This window comes from Streptomyces sp. NPDC057697 (genome assembly GCF_042799335.1).
Classification (GTDB): domain Bacteria; phylum Actinomycetota; class Actinomycetes; order Streptomycetales; family Streptomycetaceae; genus Streptomyces.
In genome coordinates, this window is sequence record NZ_JBHVJA010000018.1 from 1 (window position 1) to 24,174 (window position 24,174).

Annotated in this window: 10 protein-coding genes; 2 read left to right on the forward strand and 8 right to left on the reverse strand. The window is 74.5% G+C overall.

Annotated elements, in window-relative coordinates; genetic code table 11:
* Window positions 1-58: 58 nt before the first annotated feature.
* Genes ACFVFH_RS32510 through ACFVFH_RS32540 form a run of 7 tightly spaced genes read right to left on the reverse strand, consistent with a single transcriptional unit; the run spans window position 59 to window position 19,953 of the window.
* Window positions 59-2,107: a beta-ketoacyl synthase N-terminal-like domain-containing protein gene (locus tag ACFVFH_RS32510; protein WP_383775485.1), complete on the reverse strand. Its 2,049-nt coding sequence runs from the start codon at window positions 2,105-2,107 to the stop codon at window positions 59-61.
* Window positions 2,104-5,391 (reverse strand): amino acid adenylation domain-containing protein, encoded by a 3,288-nt coding sequence (locus tag ACFVFH_RS32515; RefSeq protein WP_383775488.1) that lies wholly within the window; start codon window positions 5,389-5,391, stop codon window positions 2,104-2,106. The genes ACFVFH_RS32510 and ACFVFH_RS32515 overlap by 4 nt, the downstream gene beginning before the upstream one ends.
* A 5-nt stretch (window positions 5,392-5,396) precedes the next feature.
* The gene (locus ACFVFH_RS32520; RefSeq protein WP_383775491.1) at window positions 5,397-9,350 is read right to left on the reverse strand and encodes an amino acid adenylation domain-containing protein; all 3,954 of its coding nucleotides are present in this window, start codon (window positions 9,348-9,350) and stop codon (window positions 5,397-5,399) included.
* Window positions 9,347-14,062 (reverse strand): amino acid adenylation domain-containing protein, encoded by a 4,716-nt coding sequence (locus tag ACFVFH_RS32525; RefSeq protein ID WP_383775494.1) that lies wholly within the window; start codon window positions 14,060-14,062, stop codon window positions 9,347-9,349. Before ACFVFH_RS32525 ends, ACFVFH_RS32520 begins: the two co-directional genes overlap by 4 nt.
* A complete protein-coding gene (locus tag ACFVFH_RS32530; RefSeq protein WP_383775498.1) occupies window positions 14,062-15,114 on the reverse strand; it encodes a MupA/Atu3671 family FMN-dependent luciferase-like monooxygenase in 1,053 nt (350 codons plus the stop codon). Before ACFVFH_RS32530 ends, ACFVFH_RS32525 begins: the two co-directional genes overlap by 1 nt.
* Entirely contained in the window at window positions 15,099-18,620 is a 3,522-nt protein-coding gene (locus tag ACFVFH_RS32535) for an amino acid adenylation domain-containing protein (protein WP_383775501.1), read from the reverse strand. The genes ACFVFH_RS32530 and ACFVFH_RS32535 overlap by 16 nt, the downstream gene beginning before the upstream one ends.
* Window positions 18,604-19,953: an MFS transporter gene (locus ACFVFH_RS32540; protein ID WP_383775504.1), complete on the reverse strand. Its 1,350-nt coding sequence runs from the start codon at window positions 19,951-19,953 to the stop codon at window positions 18,604-18,606. Before ACFVFH_RS32540 ends, ACFVFH_RS32535 begins: the two co-directional genes overlap by 17 nt.
* A gap of 321 nt (window positions 19,954-20,274) precedes the next feature.
* Here ACFVFH_RS32540 and ACFVFH_RS32545 point away from each other — a divergent pair, with 321 nt between their 5' ends.
* Window positions 20,275-20,661 (forward strand): hypothetical protein, encoded by a 387-nt coding sequence (locus tag ACFVFH_RS32545; RefSeq protein ID WP_383775507.1) that lies wholly within the window; start codon window positions 20,275-20,277, stop codon window positions 20,659-20,661.
* A gap of 140 nt (window positions 20,662-20,801) precedes the next feature.
* The gene (locus ACFVFH_RS32550) at window positions 20,802-21,206 is read left to right on the forward strand and encodes a hypothetical protein (RefSeq protein WP_383775510.1); all 405 of its coding nucleotides are present in this window, start codon (window positions 20,802-20,804) and stop codon (window positions 21,204-21,206) included.
* A gap of 147 nt (window positions 21,207-21,353) precedes the next feature.
* Here the strand turns inward: ACFVFH_RS32550 and ACFVFH_RS32555 are convergent, their stop codons facing one another.
* On the reverse strand, window positions 21,354-24,044 hold the full coding sequence (locus ACFVFH_RS32555) for a BTAD domain-containing putative transcriptional regulator (protein ID WP_383775513.1): 2,691 nt from the start codon (window positions 24,042-24,044) through the stop codon (window positions 21,354-21,356).
* Window positions 24,045-24,174 lie beyond the last annotated feature (130 nt).

Below are 24,174 nucleotides of genomic sequence, written 5' to 3' on the forward strand. Positions count from 1 at the left end.
GGGCTCGGGCCCCGACCCCCTTCCGGGTCGGGGCCCGAGCCCTGTGCGGTGCCCGTGCTCACTCCGACTCGAACTCCGCGAGCAGGGCGTCGAGGGACTCGTCGCCCTCCCCGGTCGCGACGATCCGGCGGGCCATCTCGTGCAGCGTCAGCTGCTCCAGGAAAAGCGTGATGGGGACGTCGAGGTCGAAGTCGTCCCGGAGGCAGCCGACCAGGTGCACGGCGGTCAGCGAGTCCCCGCCCGCCGCGAAGTACGTCATCTCCGGGTCGTCCGTGTCCGCCAGCCCCAGGGCCTCGGCGAGCAACGCGCGAACACCCTGCTCCCGGTCCGCGGGGCCCTCGCCCCGGGCCGGTTCCGTACCGCCGGGCGCCACCGCCGCCGGCGGGACCAGGCGGTACGCGCCATGGCTCTCGCCCGCGAAGGGGTAGGACGGCAGCGCGACCCGGCGCCCGCCGCCCTCACGTGCCACCGGCTCGCCCGCCAGCCAGGCCGCGCCGAGCGGATCGGGCCCGCCCAGGCCCGGACCGCCGCCCGAGGCCAGCTCGTCGAGCAGCCGCGCCGCCTGCGCCCGGTCCCCGGCCCGTACATAACCGCGCACGGCCAGCGGGGCACGGCCCACGGAGAGCGTGTACGCGGTGTCCGTGAGGGACGGGGCGCCCGGCGCCCGCAGCGCGCCCGCCAGCCGGCCGGCCAGCGCGCCGAGGTCCTCCCGGGTGCGGGCGGACAGCAGCAGGATCTCCGGCGCGCCCTGCGCGTCCGGCTCCCCGGCGGCGGCGCGCGCCGGCGCCTCCTCCAGGACCACGTGCACATTCGTGCCGCCGATACCGACCGAGCTCACCCCGGAGCGCCGGGGACCGAACCCGGGCTCCGGCCAGGCGGTCGCCTCCCGCACCAGGTGGAACGGGGAGTCGTCGAAGCCCAGTTCGGGGTGCGGGCGGCCGGCGTCGGCGTTCGGGACCAGCGTCGCGTGTTCCAGCATCAGCACCGACTTGATCAGCGCGGCCACGCCCGCCGCCGCGTCCAGGTGACCGATGTTCGACTTCACCGAGCCGATCCCGATCCGGCCGGTGCCGAGCGCTCCCTTGAACGCCGCGCTCGCCGCGGCCGCCTCGATCCGGTCCCCGAGCGCGGTGGCCGTGCCGTGCGCCTCCAGGTACTGGGCGTCGGCCGGATCGAGGCCCGCCGCGGCCCACGCCTCCACGATCGCGGCGGTCTGCTGGTCCACGCCGGGCGCGGTGAACCCGACCTTGGTGGCACCGTCGTTGGTGACGGCGCTGCCCCGGATGACCGCCCGGACCGGGTCGTTGTCGGCGAGCGCGTCGGACAGCCTGCGCAGCACGACCACGCCCACCCCGTTGCCGGGCACGGTGCCGCCGGCCCGCTCGTCGAACGGGCGGCAGCGGCCGTCCGGCGCGTAGATGCCGCCCTGCTGATGGACGTACCCCCGCTTGTGCACCGCGTCCACGGCCACGCCCCCGGCCAGCGCCGTGTCGCACTCGCCGAGCAGCAGCGACTGCACCGCGAGGTGCACCGCCGTCAGCGAGGTGGAGCACGCCGTCTGCACCGTCAGGCTCGGGCCCTCCAGCCCCAGCCGGTAGGAGACCCACGGGGCGAGGAACTCACGGTCGGTGAGGATGCGCACCTGGAGCGCCCCGATGGACGCGGCGAGCCCCGGATCGGTCTGCGCGGCCAGCATGTGCTCGGTCGGCCCGCCGCCGACGTACACGCCGGTACGCGCCGTCCCGCCGAGCGGGCTGCGGCCCGCGTCCTCCAGCGCGGCCCAGGCCGTCTGGAGCAGCAGCCGGTGCTGGGGGTCGAGCGCCGCGGCCTCGGTGCGGTTGAAGCCGAACAACTCGGCGTCGAAGCGGTCCGCGTCCGCGAGACGGCCCTTGGACGGTACGTAGTCGCGCCCGCGCACCTCCTGCGGGTCGGCGCCGTCCGCGATCAGTTCCTCCTCGGTGAAGTCGGTCACCGAGCAGAGCCCGCCGAGCAGATTCGCCCAGTAGGTGTCCAGGTCGGGGGCGCCGGGGAAGCGGCCGCTCATTCCGACGACCGCGATCGCGGAGTCGGCTGCGAGGGGCTCGGCGGCGCTTGCGTTCTCGGTCATCGTGTGGAGCCTTTCCGGTAGCTGAGTCGTCGGGCTGCGGCAGTGCGTCGGGCGTGCCGGTCACCGCCGCGCGCGGCGGCCGTGTCGGCGGGAGCGGGGGACCCGGCGTCGGTCCCGGCGGCCGCCTTGTCGAGGAAGGCGGCGAGGGAGCTGACGGTGGGGTGGCGGAACAGGTCGACCAGGCTGAGTTCGCCGTACGTACCCAGCTCGCGCAGGGCCGACAGGACGCTCAGCAGCCGGATCGAATTGCCGCCCAGGTCGAAGAAGTGGTCCGTGACGGCGACGAGTTCGAGATGGAGCACACGGGCCCACAGACCGGCCACCAGCTGCTCGGTCGCGGTGCCCGCGACGGTGGTCGAGCCGTCCGGCCGGCACCGCACGGTCGCGGGTTCCGGGAGCCGGGCCCGGTCGATCTTGCCGTTGCTGCTGAGCGGCATCTCGTCCAGGCGCACGAACACCTCGGGCACCATGGACCCGGGCAGCCGCCGGGCCAGATGGGCGCGCAGCTCCGCGTCCGGCGGCGCCGCCCCGTCCCGGCCCACGACATACGCCACCAGCCGCTGCGCGGTGCCCGTGCCACGGACGGTGGCCGCGGCCAGGGCGACCCCCGGCGCACCCGCCAGCAGGGTCTCGATCTCCCCCAGTTCGACACGCACGCCGCGCAGCTTGACCTGGAGGTCGGAGCGCCCGAGGTAGTGGATGAGACCGTGTGCGTCGATCCGGCCGAGGTCGCCGGTGCGGTACATCCGGGTGCCCGGCGCGCCGTGCGGGTCGGCGACGAACCGTTCGGCGGTCTGACCGGGCCGCCCGATGTACCCGCGCCCCAGCGAGGCACCGGCCACGTAGATCTCGCCGCCGACCCCCGCGGGGACCGGCCGCAGCCGTTCGTCGAGGACGTACACCCGGGCCCCGGGCACGGCGCCGCCGAGTACCACGGGCTCACCGGGGGAGAGTTCGCCGGTGGTCGCGTAGACGGTCACCTCGCTGGGGCCGTACGCGTTCACGATCCGGCGGCCGGGCGCGGCGAGCCGCTCCACGAGTTCGGCGGGGCAGGCCTCGCCGCCGACCGCGACGGTGCGCAGCTCGGGCAGTTGTCCCTTCAGGTCGGGCAGCAGCATCGCGGCGGACGGCGGCAGGAAGACATAGGTGATGCGGGAGTCCCGCAGCCGTTCCAGCAGCGCCTCGCCGATCCGCTCGTCCTCGGCCGGTACGTGCAGCTCCGCTCCGGCCACCCAGGGGAAGAAGAGGTCGGAGACGGCGACGTCGAAGCCGAACGAGACGAATTGCAGCACCCGGTCGTCGGCGTCGACCGGGAAGGAGTGCCGGACCGCCCGGGTGAGGTTGAGCAGGGCCCGGTGCTCGATCGCGACGCCCTTGGGGACGCCGGTGGAGCCCGAGGTGAACAGGACGTAGGCGAGGTCCCCGGGGCCCGGCACGGCACCGGGCGCGGCGGGGCCCGGTGCGACGGGGTCGGTGACGGCCGGGCGGTCGACCCGGATGCACGGCACCTCCAGACCGTCCGCCTTCGCAGCGGTCTCCCGGGAGGTCAGCAGGAGGCCGGTGCCCGAACTCTCCACCATGTGGCGGAGCCGCGCCTCGGGGTGGGCCTGGTCCAGCGGTACGTACGCGCCGCCCGCCCGCAGGACGGCGAGGGCGGCGATGCCCTGCTCGGCCGAGCGGGGCAGCAGCAGACCGACCCGGAAGCCCGGCCGCACCCCGGCGGCGCGCAGCCGGGCGGCCAGCGCGTCGGCGCGGGCGAGCAGTTCGGCGTAGCTCAGCCGGAGGCCGCCGCAGACCAGAGCGGTGGCATCGGGGCGTTCGGCGGCCCGGTCGGCGATCAGATCGGGCACCAGCCGGTCCAGCGGCGCGGCCTCCGCGAGGCGGTCGGCACCGGCGATGATCCGGCGGCGCTCCTCGGCACCGACCAGCTCCACCCGGGACAGCGGCGCGGACGGGTCCGCGAGGAGCCCGGCCAGCAGGGTGCGGAAGTTCTCCGTCCAGCGCCGGACCGTGGCCGCGTCGAACAGGTCGCTGCGGTAGATGAACTGCGCGGCCAGCCCGGCGCCCCACCGCTCCATGAACAGATGGAAGTCGAACTTCGCGGTGTCCAGGTCCAGCGGGAGCCGTTCGGCCGTCGCGCCGGCCGGCCGCAGCTCCGGGGCCGGCTCGTCGTCGTAGCTGAGTGCCACCTGCACCACCGGGTCGTGGCTGGTCTCGCGGACCGGGGCGAGGGTGTCCACGACCGCCTCGAACGGCGCGTCCTGATAGGGGTGCGCCGCCAGCATCGAGGCCCGCACACGGCGGGTGAGCTCGTCCAGCGAGGGGTCGCCGGACACGTCCACGCGCATCGCCAGGGTGTTGGTCAGCATCCCGACCATCTGCTGGAGTTCCGGCCGCTCGCGCCCGGACGCCGGGTAGCCGATGACCAGGTCCTCGCCGCCCGAGAGCCGGGAGAGGAACGCCGCGTACGCCGCGAACATCGTCATGAACGGGGTGGCGCCCGAGGCGGCGGCCACTTCGGCCAGCCGCTCCCTGACCTCGGCGCCGAACACGAAGCGCTCGGTGCCCCCCGCGGCCGTGCGGACGGCCGGGCGCGGACGGTCCAGCGGCAGTTCCATCGTGGCGGGCGCGCCGCGCAGCCGGTCGACCCAGTGCTTTACGGACGCCTCGAACGCGCCGTCCGCCGCGCACTCGCGCTGCCAGGCCGCGTAGTCGGGGAACTGGAGCGGGAGTTCGGCCGGGCGGTGGGGCAGGCCCCGGGAGGTGTTCCGGTACCCCTCGGACAGCTCCTCCAGGATGAGGCCGAGCGACCAGCCGTCGCAGACCAGGTGGTGGGCGACCAGGAGCACCCGGTGGCTGCCGTCGTCGACCGCGTACACGGTGCAGCGCAGCAGCGGCCCCGCCGAGGTGTCGAACGGGCGGGCGGCCTCGGCGAGCAGCAGGGCCTCCGCCTCGTCGGCGGGCACGTCGCGGTGGACGGTGAGCGGCACCCGCCCGACGGCCGAGACCCGCTGCGCCGGGGTGCCGTCCTCCGCGGTCCGGAAGACGGTCCGCAGCGCCTCGTGGCGGTCGACGAGCGCGTCCAGCGCCCGGCCGAACGCGGCGGTGTCGAAGGGCCCGTGCACCGCGAAGGCAACCGGGACGTTGTACTGGGGGGAGCCCGGATTCAGCTGGTCGAGGACCAGCAGGCGGCTCTGGGCGTCGGAGGCGGGGAACTCGTACTCCTCGCCCCCACCGCCCTCCGCGGCGTAGAGGTCGATGAGATCGACGGCGTCGACGGTCATGGGTTTCAGTCCCCTCGGAGGGCGGTTTCGAGGACCGCGGCGATCTCGGCCGCCGGGCCCGGAGTGAGTACGTCGCTGTGACCGCAGTCCAGTTCGTGCACGTCGAGCGCGGCGGCCACGCGCTGCCAGGCCTCGGTCTTCTCGGCCGTGCCCGGCCAGTCGTCGCGCGTCGCGGAGAAGAGCGTCACCCTGCCCCCGTAGCCGGACGGCAGCCACTCGCGGGCCAGCGCGGTGTGGTGTGTTCCGACGTCGACCAGGGTGTGCAGCTGGGCGGGGGAGAGGCCGTCGAAGGCTCCCCCGCGGGCCGCGGAGAACACCGCGGACCGCTTCAACGGGCCGGTCGGCAGGGGGAGTCCGGGGGCGTGGGAGTGGAGCAGGATGCGCAGCATCTCGTCCTCGACGGCGGCCGGGTCCGGCGGGGTGCGCCTGAACCGGTCCGGCATCGGCATGGCGTCGACCACGGCGAGCAGCCGGACCTCCTCGCCGGCCCGGCGCAGCCGCACCGCCAGTTCGTAGGCGAGCGGACCGCCGAAGGACCGGCCGACCAGCAGATACGGCCCCTTCGGCTGGACCGCGCGCACATGGGGCAGATACAGATCGGCCAGCTCGCCCATCGTGCCCGGGAGCGTGCCGACACCGGTCAGCAGGGCGGGGCTCTGCAGGGTGTGCACCGGGCGGCCCGGGTCCAGATGCGGCAGCAGGTTCACATACGACCAGCTGAGCCCCAGTCCGGGGTGCACGCAGATGAGCGGGGTGCGGTCGCCGCCGGTCCGCAGGGTGAGCACCGGCTCCAGGCTGTTGTGGTGCGGCTGGTCCGGTGCCGTCGTGGCCGGGGCGCGGTCGCGCGCGGCGCGCAGCGGCGTCCGGGAAGCGGTCCCCGGGGGCGCCGGGGCGTCGAGCCGGGCGGCGAGCGCGGCCGGGGTCGGCGCGTCGAACAGGGCCGAGACCGGGATCCGTACGCCGAGGACCGCCTCGATCTTCGACTTCAGGCGCAGCGCGGTCAGCGAATGGCCGCCCGCCAGGAAGAAGTCGGTGTCCGGACCGACCGCGGGCACCCCGAGCACGGTCCCGAACAGGGCGCACAGTTCCCGTTCGCGCGGGGTGCGCGGTGTGCGCGGGGCCGCCGCTTCCCCCTGGGGCACGGGGTCGGGCAGCGCCGCCCGGTCGGCCTTCCCATGGCGGGTGAGCGGCACCTCGTCGATGCGGGCCCACAGGGACGGCACCAGATGCGCGGGCAGGTGCTCGGCGGCATGGGCCCGCACCGCGGCGAGGGTCCGGTGCCACCGCTCGTCCCCGTCCTCCCGCTCCGCCGGCACCAGCCAGGCGGCCAGCAGTTTTCCGCCCGCCGCGTCCGGCCGGGCGGCGACCACGGCCCGCGCCACGCCGGGGCAGCCCGCCAGCGTGGCCTCGACCTCGGCGGGCTCCACCCGGAAGCCGCGCACCTTGACCTGGTCGTCGGCCCGGCCCGCGAACTCCAGGACGCCGTCCGGCGTCCAGCGGGCCAGGTCCCCGGTGCGGTACATACGGCTGCCCGGCGGTCCGTACGGCTCGGCGACGAACCGCTCCGCGGTGGACACCGGCCGCCCCAGGTAGCCCTGGGCGAGCCCGGTGCCCGCGAGGTACAGCTCCCCGGTGGCGCCCGCCGGGACGGGGCGCAGCAGTTCGTCCAGGACGTGGGCGCGGGTGTTGTCCAGGGGGCGTCCGACCGGGACGGCGCCCGAGTGCCCGGCCCGCTCCCCGGCGGTGTGCGCGGCGGCGAACACCGTGGTCTCGGTGGGGCCGTAGCCGTTGACGACCACGGCGTCCGGGCAGTGCTCCCGGATCCGGCGGACCGTGTCGGGCGCGAGGACGTCGCCGCCGGACCACACCTCGCGCAGCCCGGCGAACGCGGCGGGCGCGATCTCCGCGACGGTGCGCAGCAGTTCGGGCGTGAGCATCAGCGCGGTGACCCCCCGCTCGGCGACCATCCGCCCGAGCAGATCGGGGGTGACCGCCTCCGCGGGGGAGACCACCACGGTCCCGCCGCTCAGGAGCGGGACCCACACCTCGTAGGTCGAGGCGTCGAAGGTGTACGGGTTGTGCAGCAGCACCCGTTGGTGGGCACCGCCCGCGAACCGGCCGTCGGCGGCGAGCTCGGCGATCGCCCGCTGCGGGACCACCACCCCCTTGGGCTCGCCCGTGGAACCGGAGGTGTAGATCACGCAGGCGGCGGAGTGGGGATGGGCCGGTACGCCCTCGAAGGGGGTGGACCCGGACGCCCCGGCGATGTCCAGCACCGCCGTGCCCTCGGGCAGCAGGGCGGCGGCGGAGTCCGGCCGGTCGGTGAGGACGAGGGCGGGCGCCGCCGCCGACACCAGCCGGGCCAGCCGCTCCGCCGGGTGCCCCGGGTCGAGGGGGAGCCAGCAGGCGCCCGCCTTGAGGACCGCGAGCTGGGCCACGACCACGGAGGCCGAGCGGGGCAGCAGCAGGGCCACGGTGTGCCCCGGTGCCACCCCGGCGTGCACGAGGCGGCCCGCCAGCCGGTCCGACGCGGCGTCGAGCCCGGCGTAGCTGAGGGTCTCGCCGTCCGTGTCGAGCGCCGGGGCGTCCGGGGTACGGGCGGCCTGGGCGGCGAACCGGCCCGTGAGGGTGGCGGGTTCCACCACCGGCCGGGACGGGCCGGCGGCCAGGGCCAGCAGCCGCTCCCGCTCCGCCGGGGGCAGTGCGTCGATCTCCGCCACCGGCGTCCGGGGCGACCGGGCCAGCAGCTCCAGGACATGTGCCAGGCGCTCGGTGATCGCGGCGGCGGAGATCCCCCGGCGGCAGCTCACCGACAGCAGCAGCCGGTCCTCGGCGACCGCCGCGATCGTGACCGGGTAGTGCGTCGCGTCGGCCACCTTCGCCAGGCGGACGGCGGCGGGGCCGTCGTCGCTCCCGGCCCCCCTCGGGAAGTTCTCGAACGCGAGGATCGAGTCGAAGAGTTCACCGGCCCCCACGGCGCGCTGCACCTCGGCGGCGCGGGCGTGGTGGTGTTCCAGCAGCCGGGACTGCTCGTCCTGGATCCGTTGGAGCAGCTCCTCCACCCGCTCGTCGTCCCGCAGCCGTACCCGCACCGGCAGGGTGTTGATGAACAGGCCCACCATCGACTCGACGCCCGGCAGATCGTGCGGGCGCCCCGAGACGACCGCGCCGAAGACCACGTCGCGGGAGCCCGTCAGCCTGGCCAGCACCAGGGCCCAGGAGACCTGCACCAGGGTGTTGAGGGTGACGCCCGCCTCGGCGGCCCGCCGGACGAGCAGCTCGGTGAGGCTGTTCGTCAGCCACAGCCGGGAACGGTCCGGCGCCGCGTCGGGGCCGGTGGGGGCCAGCAGCGCGGGGCGCTCCAGGCCCGCCAGGGACTCGGCCCAGGCGGCCTCGGCCTTGTGCCGGTCCTGGCCGCCCAGCCACACCAGATAGTCCCGGTAGGGAGCGGCGGGCGGCAGCGGCCGGCCCGCCACGAGGGCGGCCAGGTCCCGCTCGACGACCGGCAGCGACCAGCCGTCCAGCACGATGTGGTGGAAGGACACGACCAGCTCGGCCCCGGTGTCGTGCCGCAGGAACGTGGCACGGATCAGGGGCGGACGGGCCACGTCGAAGCGGAGCGCCGCGTCCTCGCGCAGCACCTCGTCGACGCGCGCCGCCACCGCGTCCGGGGCGAGACCCGTCAGGTCCACCTCGGTCCATGGCACCCGGACCGCCTTCGGCACCACCTGGACCGGCCGGTCCAGTCCCTCGTGCCGGAAGCAGGCGCGCAGATTGGGATGCCGCTCCAGCAGCGCGGTGACCGAGGCCCGCACCGTCTCCCCGGTGACCGAGGGGCCGGTCAGGAAGCGGGCCTGCACCAGATAGGGGTCGGGGCCCCCGGTCTGCCGGGCGGCCTGGAAGAGCAGGCCCTCCTGGAGCGGGGAGAGCGGCAGTACGTCCGCGATGCGCGCGTTCATCGTCGCTCTCCTTCGCCGCCGGTGGAGCCGCTGTCGTCCGGCCCGTCGAGGCCGTCGTCGAGGCCGTCGAAGTCCATGTCCTGACCGAGCAGTTCGAGCTGGTCGCCGGTGAGATCGACGAGCGGGAAGTCGGACGGGGCGTGGACGGCCCCGGCATCCGGACCGCAGTGGTCGGCCAGCACCCCGAGCGCCTCGGACCACGCTTCGGCCAGCGCGCGCACCTCGTCCTCGCCGAGCACCCCCGACGGGTACGAGAAGCTCGCCTCCAGTACGGACGCGCCGTTCTCCTCGCGGGCCAGCACGTCCACCTCCAGGGTGTGCGCCAGCGGCACCGCGTCCGGGCCGGGTTCGAGCAGCCGCCCGCCCGCCGCGTCGCCGGCGGCGAACCGGCCCAGATAGTTGAAGCGGACGTCCGGCACCGGGAGCGCGGCCAGCGCCGGGCCCGTCTCCGGGTTGAGGTAGCGCAGCAGTCCCCAGCCGAGCCCGCCGGCGGGCACCTCCCGCAGCTGCTCCTTCACACACTTCAGGGCCTCGCCCGGCCGGCCGCCGGGCGCCACCGACGCGGCACCGATGTCCAGGCGCACGGGGTACTGCGTGGTGAACCAGCCGACGGTGCCGGACACGTCCACCCGCGCGGAGACGTTCTCGCGCCCATGGCCCTCCAGATGGACGAGGAGCGCGGACCCGGTGCCCCGCCGCTCGACTGCGGCCGCCGTCAGCGCGGTCAGCATCACCGCGTCGGGACGGCAGTTGAAGGCGGCGGGCAGGGTGACGAGCACACTGCGGGTGAGCCCGGGGTCCAGGTCGAAGGTCAGGGTCTCCCGCCGCCGCCCGGCCGCTCCGGGACCGGCGGCGAGGCGGGCCGTGTCGTCCGCCAGCTGCCTTTCCCACCAGGGCAGTTCGTCGAGCCGCAGCCCGGCCTCCTGGGTGAGCAGCCGGGACCAGCGGGCGAACGAGGCGGTCCGGGCGGGCGCGGTCCCGTCCCCGGGCCGGGGGTCGAGCGCCGCGGCGAGCTCCTCGCCGAGCACCCGCCAGGAGAACCCGTCCACGGCCAGGTGGTGCACGGTCAGCAGCAGGGCGCCGGGCCGGCCGGGACCGGGGTCGAGCCAGACCGCCCGCACCATCTCGCCGTCCTCGGGCCGGAGGGTGAGCGTGCGGGCCACCTCCGTCGCCCGGGAGTGGAGGTCGGCGTCCGCCGGGACGGCCAGCCGGACGGCCCGCGCACCGGCGGGCGCGCTCTCCTCGGGCACCTGGAGTTCCCAGCCGGTGTCGTCCTCCCGCACTAGGCGCATCCGCAGCACGGCGTGCCGTGCGACCAGCACGGAGACGGCCTCCTCGATCGCCGCGAGCCCGGTGCCGGAGACCAGCGGGAACAGCATGGACTGGGTGAACGCGGCGGTGTCCACCACCTGTTCGCGCCACCACCGCATCACCGGGGTGAGGGGCAGCCGCCCGGTCCCGGTGTCCTCCCGCTCCTCGGTGCCGGTCTCGGGCGTCCGGGCCAGCACGGCCAGCCGGGCCGGGGTGCGCACGGTGAACACATCGTGCGGGGAGAGCACCAGACCGGCCGCCCGCGCGCGGGCGGCGAGCTGGATCGCCATGATGCTGTCGCCGCCGAGGCGGAAGAAGTCGTCGTCGGCACCGGCCCGTTCGAGTTCCAGGAGCTCGGCGAAGAGACCGCAGAGGATCTCCTCGCGCGCCGAACCGGGGAGCCGGACGGTGTCCGAGGTCCGGGCGGCGGGCGCGGGCAGCGCGGCCCGGTCGAGCTTCCCGTGGGACGACAGGGGCAGCGCGTCCAGGGCCACCACGGCGGCCGGGACCATCGCCGCGGGCAGCCGCCCGGAGGCGTGCAGCAGCAGCGCGTCCTCGTCGATCTGCGCGCCCGGCGCGGGCACCACGTACGCGACCAGCTGCGCGGCGCCGCCCCGGTCGTGCCGCACCACGGCCACCGCCCGTGCCACGCCGGGGTGTTCCGTCAGCGCGGCGGCGATCTCACCCGGCTCGATCCGCAGCCCGCGCAGCTTCACCTGCTCGTCGCCGCGCCCGAGGTAGTAGGTGCTGCCGTCGTCGTCGCGGTGGGCGAGGTCGCCGGTGCGGTACATCCGGCTGCCGGGCGGACCGTACGGGTCGGCGACGAAGCGCTCGGCGGTGAGCGCGGCACGTCCCAGATAGCCGCGGGCCAGGCCGGGACCGGCCAGGTACAGCTCACCACCGGACCCGGCGGGCACCGGGCGGAGCCGGTCGTCGAGGACGTAGGCGGTGGTGCCCGCCACCGGGGTGCCGATGGGCGGCGCCGCTCCGTCCGCGGCCAGCGGTCCGGAGATGGTGGAGACGACGGTCGACTCGGTGGGCCCGTAGGCGTTGTGGAAGCGCCGCCCCGCGACGGCCCAGCGCGCCACCAGCTCCGGCGGGCAGGTCTCCGCGCCGACGACCAGGGCCCGCAGCCGCGGAAGCGGCCCGGCCGGTACGGTCGCGAGCACGGACGGCGGGACGAACGCGCAGGAGACCGACCGCTCGGCCAGCACCGCCCCCAGGGCCTCGCCCACCAGCGGACCGGCGGGCGGCAGCACCAGGGTCCCGCCCGAGCCGAAGGCCAGGCACAGCTCGCCGACGGAGATGTCGAAGGAGGGCGGCCCGAGCTGGAGCACCCGGCTCTCGGCGTCCAGACCGAGGCCGTCCACCATGCTCCGGGTGAGCGCGGCCACGCCCGCGTGGGTGACCACCACGCCCTTGGGGGTGCCGGTGGAGCCGGAGGTGTGGATGACATGGGCGGCATCGTGCGGGGCCGGGCCGGCCGCCGTCAGCGGCTCCCCGGCCCAGGCGTCCTCGTCGAGGACCAGGACCGGCAGATCCGTCTCCGGGGGCGTGGCGCCGGGCTCGGTGACCAGGAGCACGGGCGCCGCCTCGGCAAGGACCCGGCGGATCCGCTCCGCCGGATGGGCGGGGTCGAGGGGCAGATAGGCGGCTCCCGCCCGCTGGACGGCCAGCGCCGCCACCGGCCAGTCGCTGCCGCGCGCGAGGGCGAGGGCGACGATCCGGCCGGGGCCCGCCCCGAGCCGCACCAGCCGGCCCGCCAGCCGGGCCACCCGGTCGTCGAGCCGGGCGTAGCTCAGGGTGTGCCCGGGGGCCTCCAGGGCCGGTGCGTCCGGTGTGCGGGCCGCCTGCCGGGACACCAGCTCGGGCAGCGAGAGGGGTGCGGGGGCGGTGGGCCCGGCGGAGCGGGCGAGCAGTTCGCCGCGCAGGGCCGACGGCACCAGGTCGATGTCCCCGATGAGCGCGGTGGGGTCGTCGGTGATCCGCCGCAGCAGCTCGACGTAGCACTGCGTCCAGCGGGCCACCGTCCGAGGGTCGAAGACATCGGTGCGCAGCCCGAAGCTGCCCTCCATGCCGTCGCCGCTGTCCTTCACCACGCCGACCAGGTCGTGCTCGCCGCCGGTGTGGATGCGTTCCGGCTCCGCGAACTCCTTCAGCACCGAGACGCTCGGCTGCTGCGTCAGGTGCATGAACACCCACTGGTACAGCGGGGCCCGGCCCGCGCTGCGCTCTGGCGCGGCGGCCGACACGATCCGGCCCACCGGCACGTCCGCGTTGGCCATCAGATCCGGGAAGTCGACGGCGAATCCGGCGAGCACATCCGCGAAGGACCGGTCCGGGGTCACCTGCCAGCGGGTCGGCACGGCGTTCATGACGTACCCGATGACCCGGTCGAGGCCCTTGGCCGCGCGGTTGGCGATGGGGGTGCCGATCACCAGGTCGTCGGCGCCGCTGACCCGGTGCGCCAGGACGGCGAAGGCGGCCATCAGGACGACGTAGACCGAGGCCCCGCGTTCCCGGGCCAGTGCCCGTACGGCCGCGGTGGTCCGTGCGTCGATGTGGAAGGGGACCTGGGCGATGCCGTCGTCCCCGCCGGGGGAGGCGGCGCCGCCCGGCACGGTGAGCGGACCGGGCGGGTCGGCGAGATAGCGGCGCCAGAAGTCGAGCCGGCTCGCGAACACCCCGGACTCCGCCAGCTCGCTCTGCCAGGCCGAGAAGTCGGCGTACTGGACGGCGGGCCGGGTGAGCGGCGGCTCCAGACCGTCGCGCAGGGCGCCGTACGCCTGTGCGAACTCGTTCTGCAGCACATCGAACGACCACCAGTCGCTGATGGTGTGGTGCAGGCTCAGCATCAGGGTGGAACGCCGCTCGTCGACCCGGACGAACCTGGCCCGGATCAGCGTGTCCCGGCCGAGGTCGAAGGGGCGGCTGCGGAAGGTCTCGAATGCCTCGTCGATCGTCCTGCCGGTGCCCCGCAGATCCTCGTGCTCCAGGCCGAAGGCCCCCTCGTCGTGGAACTCGACGTGCAGCTCGCCCGACGGGTCCGTCACGATCCGGGTCCGCAGGATGTCGTGGTGACTGCGGATCAGCGTCAGCGCCCCCTCCAGGTGCGCCGGGTCGACGGGCTGCTCGAAGTGGTAGGCGGCGCACAGATTGAGCGCCGGGGTCCCGGGATACAGCGAGTCGTACACCCACAGGTCGTGCTGGGCGGGGCTGAGCGGCACCCGGCGGGCCGGGTCGCGCGGCGGTATGACGGCGGGTATCTCGCGGGACCGCCCCGCCTCCAGCAGGCGGCGCATCAGACGGATCCGCTGCTCCCTGCCGAGGGCGACGAACCGCTCGGCCATGGAGGGGGACGCGGCACCCGGGACGGGGCGCGAAACGGTGGGGGCGCTCATCACAGGTTCTCTTTCAGTTCGGCCAACCGGTGCAGCCCGGCCAGTACGTCGTCGCGTCCGATGCCGAAGTCGATGAAGCAGGCGACCTCGTCGACGCCCAGCTCGGCCAGATCGGCGAGCATCTTGGCGCAGTGGCCGGGGGAGCCGAGCAGGCTGCCCCAGCTGAGATAGCGCTCGAACGCGAAGTCGGCGAGCATCGCGGTCTGTTCCTCGGTGAGCTTCGCGGTCGCGGCGTCCGCGGCACGGTTGGCCGCGGTCTGGCGGACGTACGAGGCGAGATAGGTCTTGAGCGGGGCGCTCGCCATCCGGCGGACCTCCGCGTCGTCGGTGCCGACGTAGGTGTGCGCCATCAGCGTGACCCGGCCGTGCGCGTCGGTGCCCCGCTGGTCGGGGGCCGCGGCGCAGGCGGCGCGGTAGCGGGCGATCCGGTCGGCCAGCTCGTCCCGGCTCTGCCCGACGGTCGCGCCGAGCACCCCGGCGCGCAGCTGTCCGGCGGCCTCCCAGGTCTCCGGGTTGCCGGAGGTGGTGACCCACAGCGGCAGGGTGTCCTGCACGGGCCGGGGCTGCGGCGTGACCGGGACCGGGGTGCCCGTGCCGTCGGGGTACTCGGCGGACTCGCCCGCCCAGAGCGAGCGCAGCCGCGGGATCGTCTCCAGGGCGGTCCGCCGCCGGTCCGCGTACTGCCCGGGGGCCAGCGTGAAGTCCCTGGAGTGCCAGCCGGTGGCGACGGAGAGCCCCACCCGCCCGTGCGAGAGGTTGTCCACGACGGCCCAGTCCTCCGCGACCCGCAGGGGGTGGTGGAGCGGAAGGACGACGCTGCCCGCCCGGATCCCGATCCGTTCGGTGGCGACCGCGAGCGCCGCGCTCAGCACCGGCGGACTGGGGAAGACCTGCCCGACCTGCTGGAAGTGGCGCTCGGGGGTCCAGACGGCGTGGAACCCGAGCCGGTCGGCGGTCCTGGCCACGGCGAGGATGTCCTCGTACGTCTCGGTGTGCCGGGCCCCGCCGGCGGTGGTGCTGTCCGCACCGAAGAACATCACACTGAGGTCCACTGCCACTCCTCCTGCTTGCTGCCGGTCTGGTTCTGGGGTTGCGGACGGCGCGGCACCCTGGGGCGGCGCGGGATGGGGGACGCGGCGGCGGGCTCGGGCCCGGCTACCGCCCGTTCCAGCTCTGCGGCGAAGGCGGCGACGGTGGGCGCGGCGAACAGCTGGGCCACGGTCACCGGCCGCCCGGCACCGAGCCGGGCCACGGCGCGCACCGCGCGCAGCGAGTTGCCGCCGAGTGCGAAGAAGTCGTCGTCCGGACCGGCGCTCGGCACTCCGAGGACCTCGCACCACACCGCGGCGGTCTCCCGCTCCAGGGCGGTCATCGGCCGCTCGGCCGCGGGGCGTTGCCGGGCGGGCGGCACGATCCGGTCGCTCTCCCCGGCCCGCCTGGGCGGCTCGGTGAGCTCCAGCCGGGACACGGGCGTGCCGGGAGCGGCCGCGAACGCCTCCAGGGCCTCGGGGAGCGCATGGGCAAGCCAGTGGACGAAGTCCGCCTCCAGCGCGTCCTCGCGGTACTCGAACGTCAGCGTCAGCCCGTCCGGTTCGCCCGAGGCCGAGGTGGAGTCCGTGACGTCCACCAGGAGTTCGAACCGGGCGGCGCCGGTGCGGACGATCTCGACACCGTGCTCGGCACCGGGCAGCGCGACCTCGGCCCGCGCGTTGTTCTGGAGCGCCAGGACCACGTCGGTGAAGGGCTGACGGCCGGGGGAGCGCGGCGGGTTGAGGGCCCCGACCACGTCCTCGAACGGCACGTCCTGGTGGCTGAAGGCGGCGAGGTCCGTCTCCCGGACCCGGGCGAGCACCTCGGCCGGGGTGGGGTCGCCGGACAGGTCGGTGCGCAGCACCAGCATGTTGACGAAGAACCCGACGACGTCCTCGACGCTGCCGTCCCCGGCGCGCCCGGCCACCGGGGCGCCGATCGCCAGGTCCTCGTCCGCACCGGCCCGCACCAGCACCGTGGCCAGCGCGGCGTGCAGGGCCATGAAGAGCGTGGCGCCCCGGGAGCGGGCCGATTCGATCACCCGGGCGTGGGCGGCCGCGTCCAGCCCGCGCACCACGACCCGCGCGGCCGGGCCGGGTGCGGCGGGGCGCCCGGCGCGGCGGGGCAGCAGCGCCCCGCCGGCCGGCAGCCCGTCCAGCTCCTTGTGCCAGTAGGTGAGCTGACGGGCCGCCAGCGCATGTGCGTCGGACGCCGAGCCGAGCCGGTCGAGCTGGTGACGGGCGTGCTCCGCGTACGGGACGGCGAGCGGGGGGAGCGCGGCCGTGTCCGCGCCCCGCGCACGGGCCCCGTAGGCGCGTGAGAGATCACGGAAGAGCGGGCGCAGGGACCAGCCGTCCCCGGCGATGTGGTGGACCAGCACCAGGAGCGCGTGCTCGTCGGGCCGCTCCGCGGTGGTGAACAGCGTTGCCCGGACGGGGAGTTCGGCCCGCAGGTCGAAGAGGTGGCGGGCCTCCCGCTCGATCGCCCGGTCCAGCGATTCCGCGGCGATCCGCAGATGCCGGAAGGGAGGCCGGGCGGCCGCCCCGCTCAGCACCCGTCGTACGGGGGAGCCGTCACGCTCCTCGAAGACGGTACGGAGCACCTCGTGGCGGTCGGCGACCAGGGCCAGGGCGTCGTCCAGCGCGGCCGGGTCGACCGCGCCCCGCAGCCGGACCAGCATCGGCAGGTTGTACGCGGCACCGGCCCCGATCCGGTCCAGGAACCACAGCCGGTGCTGGGCGTGCGACACCGGGAGCGTCCCGGAGGCGGCGCCGGGCGGGGCGGGAGCGGTGGGCGGAGCCGGGGGAGCGGTGTCGACGAGCGGGGCCAGCCGGGCCGGGGTGGGCGCCTCGAAGAGGCCGCGGATGTCGATCTCCGCGCCGAGCACGGTGTGGATCCGGCCCAGCAGCCGGGCGGCGAGCAGGGAGTGGCCGCCGAGCGAGAAGAAGTCGTCGTCCGGGCCGACCTTCTCCCGGTGCAGCACCTGGGAGAAGAGGGCGCAGAGCGCGGCCACGGTGCCGCTCGCCGCCGCCGGGGCGGGGGCCGTCGCGGGTCCGGGCTCCGGCAGGGCGGCCCGGTCGAGCTTCCCGCTGAGGGTCAGCGGCAGCGCGTCCAGCGGCACGAAGACCGCCGGGACCAGATAGTCGGCCAGGATGCCCCGGGCGTAGGCGCGCAGCTCCGCCTCCCGGAAGGCGTGCCGGTCGCCGCCGCGCGGTACGACGTACGCGGTCAGCTGGCGGTCGCCCGCCGGGTGCTCATGGGCGACGACCGCCGCCCGGTCGATGCCGGGGTGCCGGGTCAGCACGCTCTCGACCTCACCGGGCTCCACCCGGAAGCCCCGGATCTTGACCTGGCTGTCGGCCCGGCCCAGGTATTCGAGGACGCCGTCGGCACGCCGCCGCCCGAGGTCTCCGGTGCGGTAGACGCGCTCGCCGGTCGGGGAGGCGACGAAGCGTTCGGCGGTGAGCGCGGGCCGTCCCCGGTACTCGCGGGCGACACCCGCCCCGGCGGCGTAGAGCTCACCCGTGCAGCCGTCCGGCACCGGGCAGAGGTTCTCGTCGAGGACGTACACCCGCTTGCCCGCCAGCGGACGGCCGATGGGTATGGGGCCGTCGCCGAGTTCGGCGGCGGAGACCGGGTGGACGGTCAGGAAGACCATGCACTCGACGGGCCCGTAGCCGTTGCTCAGCCGCAGCCCGGGACTGCGCTCCAGGGCGCGGGCCGTGTGCGGCACGGACAGCGCCTCGCCGCCCACCACGAGTTCCCGCAGCCCGTCCAGCACCCGCGGGTACTCGTCGACGACGACGTTGAAGAGGGAGGCGGACAGATACATGGAGGTGATGCCGTGCTCGGCGACGAGCCGTGCCATCAGGAAGGGTTCGGGACGCCGCCCGGGGTGCAGGACGCAGGTCCCGCCGCTCATGAGCGGGCCCCACAGCTCCATCGCGCAGGCGTCCCAGGACAGCGGCGCGCACTGGAGCCAGACCGAGCCGGGACCGAAGGACGCGAAGGTCTGCCCGGTGAGGGTGGCCGTGATCGCGTGGTGCGACGAGGCGATGCCCTTGGGCCGCCCGGTGGAGCCGGAGGTGAACATCACGCAGGCGATGTCGTCGGGGCGGACCGGGACGGCGCCGCGCGGCAACGGCCGCGCCCCGTGGGCGTCCTCGATGTGCACCCGCGCCACGTCGAACGCCCCGGGCGCGGTGTCACGGGCCGAGACCACCGCGACCGCCCGCGCGTCCTCGGCCATCGCGCGCAGCCGTTCGGCGGGGAAACCGGGGTCCAGCATCACGTAACCGGCACCGGCCTTCAGGATGCCGAGCACCGTCACGACGAGGGCGGTGGAACGCTCCAGGTACACGCCGACGGTGTCGCCGGCCCGGATGCCCCGCGCGGCCAGCAGCCCCGCCAGCCGGGCCGCCCGTTCGTCGAGTCCGGCGTAGTCGATCCGTTCGCCTTCGTGGATCAGCGCGGTCGCGCCGGGCGTCCGGGCGGCCTGCTCCTCGAACAGCTCATGCACGCACCTCATCCCGCTCACCTCCTCTTTGTCCGCTCTGCTCGGCCGGTTCCCGCGGTGCGTCGAGGTCGGGCAGCAGGTCGTCGATGTCCCTGATCGAGCGGCTGGCGAGTCCCCAGAGGGCGACGGCGGTCCCGCCGATGCCGGCGAGGAACAACATGGCCGCCATGCCGCTCCCCGGGCCGTGCCCGACCAGCGGGCCGAGCACGGTGAAGAGCCCGGTTCCCCGGGTGGCCAGTGGTTCGAAGACGTGGTCGGCGAGCGGCCCGGAGACCGCCATGGCCAGTGGGACGGAGATCTGGGAGAGGAACATCACCGCTCCGAAGACCCGGCCCTGCCATTCATGGGGGACCTTGGTCTGCACGATGGTCTGCATCGAGGCGTTGACCACCGTCATGAGCAGGGCGCCGACCAGGATGGCCAGGCACCAGCCCGCCACACCGGTCACCAGACCCATCACCACCAGGCCGGACAGGCACATGCCGACCACGCCGAGCATCATGCCCCGGCCCCGGTTCGCGGGACCGCCCCAGGCCGCCATGAGCAGGGCGCCGGCCACGCCGCCGACGCCGACCGAGGTGTTGACCGCGGCGAGCGCGCCGTTGCCCGCCCGGAGCAGCACCATCGGCGAGATGAGGGCGAAGCCGAAGACCATGACCAGGTTGACCACGCAGAAGTTGATGATCAGATCGCGCAGACTGGGCACCCGGAAGAGGTAGCGCAGCCCCTCGACGGCATCGGCGGTGATCCGGCGGCGCGGCGCGTCGGGGTCCTTCTTCGCCACCCGGTCGCCGTTGAAGCGGACGATCCTGATGCCGACGAGGGCGAACGCGTAGCTCGCCAGGTCGACCAGGAGTGTCGGGCCGATCCCGAAGAGCGCGACGAGCAGACCGCCCAGTGCGGGGCCGCCGATCCCGGCGGCGCTCTTCGCACCGGCCAACAGGCCGTTGGTGCGGTCCAGCTGGTCCTTGCGCACCAGGAGCGGAACGGCCGAGGAGAGGGCCGGGAACTGGAAGGCGGCGCAGACACCGAGCAGTACGGCGGCCGGATAGACCTGCCAGGCCTGGAACGCGCCGAGGTAGTGGAGCAGGGCCAGGGTGCCCACGACGAGGAGTCCGCCGGCGTCGGCTATCTGGAGGGCGGCACGCTTGGTTATGCGGTCGACGATTGCACCCGCAATCGGACTGAACACGGCCTGGGGCAGCATGGCGCAGAGCGAGAGGGCGGTGACGGCCGTCGCGTTCCCGCCGGACGACCACACTTCCACGATGAAGGCGAACCGGACTGCCGCGCTGCCCGCGAGCGAGACCGCCTGACCGGACCAGACGAGGAGAAAGGGCCCCATTCCCGAGAAACGACCGGGAATGTCCGTCGATATCCGGGTGCCCATCAGGACCCGGATCCCATGTGCACCGGCATCCGGCACCTCGTGCCCGAGCCGTCGATTGCTTTGGTTGCCACGCCTCAATCCCCCAGGATGTCGCATCCTCTACGGATCACCACGGATCCCTGTCTGAATCGAACGGGGTCATCATGCGGCCATCGATTACCGCTGCGTTCCCTTAGCGAACACGGGAACGGGAAGGAGGCGGGAACGATTCGGGAGGGAAAGAGGAGCCGGGAAGGCAAGGGTCCTCCCGTAGTTGTCTGCAGAAGGAGTACTCACGTGAAGGACCCCAGGGATCGTTCGCCCGACGGGACGGAACTGCGTCAGGCCCTCCAGGACCTGTCCACCGTGGAACGGTGGGCCGAGCGTGTGGCGTCCGGTGTCCAGTCCCACCCGTACACCGCGCCGGAGTCCTGGGAGGGGCCCCAGTTGAGCGTCGAGACCAGAACCGAGAACGGCATGCACACGGTCTCCGGCATCGTGGAGTGGCCGCCCGGGGCCGGGGCGCGTCCCGCGGTCCTGGACGAGACGGAGCGCGCGGTACTCCGTTCCCTCGTGAGATCGCTGCTCGACCTGGCCGGCCACGAGTCGGGAACGGCCCGCACGCGTGTGGTGCTCACCCCCGTCGGGCCCCGGGTCGCCGCCTGCCAGCTCGACGTGGAGTAGCCGGTGCCGGTCCGTTCCCGCGGCAGTTCCCGGCGGCGGTATCGGGGCAGGAACGGACCGGGAACGCCGATCAGCAACATCAGTGGTGTCGGGAAGCGGAACACCGCAGAACCACACAAACACCACTTAGGGGCGGGACCATGGGACGCAAGCTTGCTGGAATCTTCGGGATCGTCGCCGCGACGCTGGCCTTCGGTATCGGCACGGCGGTCGAGGCGGGACAGTCGCACGGTCCCCGGGGCGTCCAGCAGGTCTTCGCCGACGACAAGGGCCCCACGATCATCGGTACCCGCGGGACCGACGACGACAAGGGTCCGACCGTGATCGGTACCCACCTGCTCGCCGACGACAAGGGCCCGACGATCATCGGTACCCGCGGGACCGACGACGACAAGGGTCCGACCGTGATCGGTACCCACCTGCTCGCCGACGACAAGGGCCCCACGATCATCGCCACCCGGGGCACCGACGACGACAAGGGCCCCACGGTCATCGGCACCCAGGGCACCGACGACGACAAGGGCCCGACGTCCCCCGTGATGTGATCCCCCCACCGCCTCGACACCTGAGCCCCGCACCGGCCGTCACGGTGCGGGGCTCATCGATGTCCGGCACAGGGCGGCGGACCCGGCGGGGCAGCCGCCGCGCACCTCCCGAGCCCGGGTCACGGGTACGGGTGCGGCGGGCGGCCGTCAGCCCCGGCGGTGGCCCGCCGGCACTCCCATCCCGGCGAAGAGCTCCTCGGCCTCCGCCCGGAACCGGGCCGCGTCCGGCGTGTCCCCGAGGGCGTCGGCCATGCCCGCGAGGGCGTAGGCCTGCTCGATGCGGTAGCTGAGGGAGGAGGCGAGTTCGTGGGCATGGGTGTGCAGTTCGAGCGCCGCCGCCGCGTCGCCCTGACGGTGGCGCAGCCGTCCCACCACGTTCTCCACCTTGGCCCGGCGCAGGGGCGAGGCGTTCGTCCGCATCAGGTCGAGGGCGAGCTCCGCCTGGTCCGGGACGCGCGGCGGCTTGCCCAGCCGGTGCTCCACGTCGGCGGAGAGCGCCAGCGTCAGGGCGAGGTTCACCTCGTTTCCCGTCTCCCCGTACAGCGCGCGGGCCTCCGCCAGACAGCGGTCGGCCTCCTCGTACGCGCCCAGTCCGACATGGGCGAAGGCGAGGTCGGTGATGGCACCGGGCAGGCCCTCGTGCTGCCCCAGCTTCCGGCTCAGTTCCGCCGAGCGCCGGGCCGCGTCCCGCGCCTCCTCGTACCGCCCCCACTGTTCGTAGAGCGTGCTGAGGATGGTCAGGCTCTCGGCCTCCGCGCGCGGCATGTCCAGGTCGCGTTCGTGCGCGATGGCCGTCTCCATGTGCCCCAGGGCCGCCGAGAAGTCGCCGAGCAGGCTGTTGAACTGGCCGAGGATGCTCTCGCTGTGGGCCTGGGTGTGCAGATCACCGAGCCGGACCGCGACGTCCCGGCTCTTGCGGGCGGCCTCCAGTCCCTCGGTGAGACGGCCGAGCTTCCAGCAGGCGACGCCCAGGTTGGACAGGCTCACCCCCAGCAGCGCCAGATCCTCCAGCCGGCCCGCGGCGGCGACCGCGACCCGGCTCAGCTCGCCGAACTCCTCCAGGAGACCGAGGTCGTTGAGCTGGAAGACGAGATTGCGGGCCAGACACACCACATGGCGGTCGTGCCCCCTGCGCTCGGCGAGCGTGACGGCCGCGAGGAGTGACGTCTGCTCGCGCAGGAACCACTTCCGCGCCCGCTCGGGAGTGCCGAGGTCGGGCAGTTCGGCCGTGGAGGGTTCGATGCCGGTGCTGCGCCTGCGCCGCCCGGAGTACAGGAGGTCGCACGCCACCTCGGTGGCGGTCAGGTAGTAGCCCAGCAGCCGTTCCACCGCCCCGGAGTCCTCGGGGGACTCGACGAGCAGGCTCTGGGCGAAGCTGCGGACCAGGTCGTGGAAGGTGTAGAGACCGATCTCCGGCTGCTGCACGAGATGGACGTCGAGCAGCAGTTCCAGCAGGTCCTCCGCGTCCCGGGCGGAGGCGCCCAGCAGCGCACCGGCCGCGTGGACGTCCATGTCGCTGCCCGGGTGCAGGGCCAGCGTCGAGAACGCGTTGCGGCACTCCTCGTCCAGGGCCTGGTAGGACAGGCGCAGGGTGGCGGAGACGCTGCGGGCCCCCGAGCTCAGCTCGTCGAGCCGCCGGGTCTCGTCACGCAGCCGCTCCGCGAGGTACTGGAGGGTCCAGCGCGGGCGGTTGCGCAGCCGGGCGGTGGCGATGCGCAGGGCGAGGGGGAGATGCCCGCAGAGCCGGGCCAGCTCCGCGGCGGCCTCGGGCTCGGCGGCGACGCGCTGGGCGCCGAGCGTCTCGGCCACCAGCATCGCGCTGTCCTCGGGCGGCATCTCGCCGATGGAGATCCACTGCGCGCCGTCCAGATCGACCAGACGGGCCCGGCTGGTGACCATGACGAGGCAGCCGGTGGAGAGGGGCAGCAGCGGCCGGACGGCGGCGGCGTCGGCGGCGTTGTCGATGAGGATCAGCAGCCGCTTGCCGACCAGGGTGGCCCGCCACAGGGCGGTACGGGCGGCCACGTCGTCGGGGATCAGACTGCCCGGGACGCCGATGGCCCGCAGCAGGGTGTCGAGCGCGATGCCCGCGGTCACCGGCTGGTCGCCCGGGGTGTAGCCGCGCAGATCGATGTGGAGCTGGCCGTCCGGGTAGTCCGGGGCGAGCCGGTGGGCCGCGCGCACCGCGAGCGAGGTCTTCCCGCAGCCGCCCATGCCGTCGATGGCCACGATCTGCGGACCCTGCTCCCCGCCGCTCCTGGCACCTTCGAGGATTTCGGTCAGCTCCCGGTCCCGGCCGGTGAAGTCCGCGAGGTCGTACGGGAGGGTGCTGGGGGGTTCGGCGGGCAGCGCCACGGCCACGACGGGGGCGGCCGCCGGTTCCGGCCCGGCCAGTTCGGGGCTCTCCCGCAGGATTCCCTCGTACAGCTTGGTCAGGTTGGGGCCGGGGTCGATGCCGAGTTCATCGGCGAGCAGCTCGCGCACCTTGCCGTACTCGTCCAGGGCCTCGGCCTGCCGCCCGGACCGGTACAGGGCGATCATCAGCTGGCCGCGCAGGGACTCGCGCAGGGGATGCTGCTGGACCAGCTCCCGCAGCTCCACGACGAGTTCGGCGGCCTCGCCGAGCGCGAGGTGGAGTTCGAAGAGCTGTTCCGCCGCGGTCAGCCGGCGTTCCTCGATGGAGGTCGACGCCGCCTCGATGACCGGACCACCGCTCCCCGACAGAACGGGTCCGCGCCAGAGGGCCAGGGCGCCGCGCAATATCTCGGCCGCTTCGGCCGTGCGGCCGTCCGCCGCCGCGAGCTTCGCTTTGCGTATCAGTAGGCCAAATTCGGCCACATCGATTTCACATTGTTCCTGAGCGACGCGATATCCGGGGCCGTCGGTCACGAGGACCTCGGCACCCCCGGGTATCCGTCTTCGAAGATCCGCAACCGCCTTGCGTACTTGGTGAGGTGCTGTCGGCGGC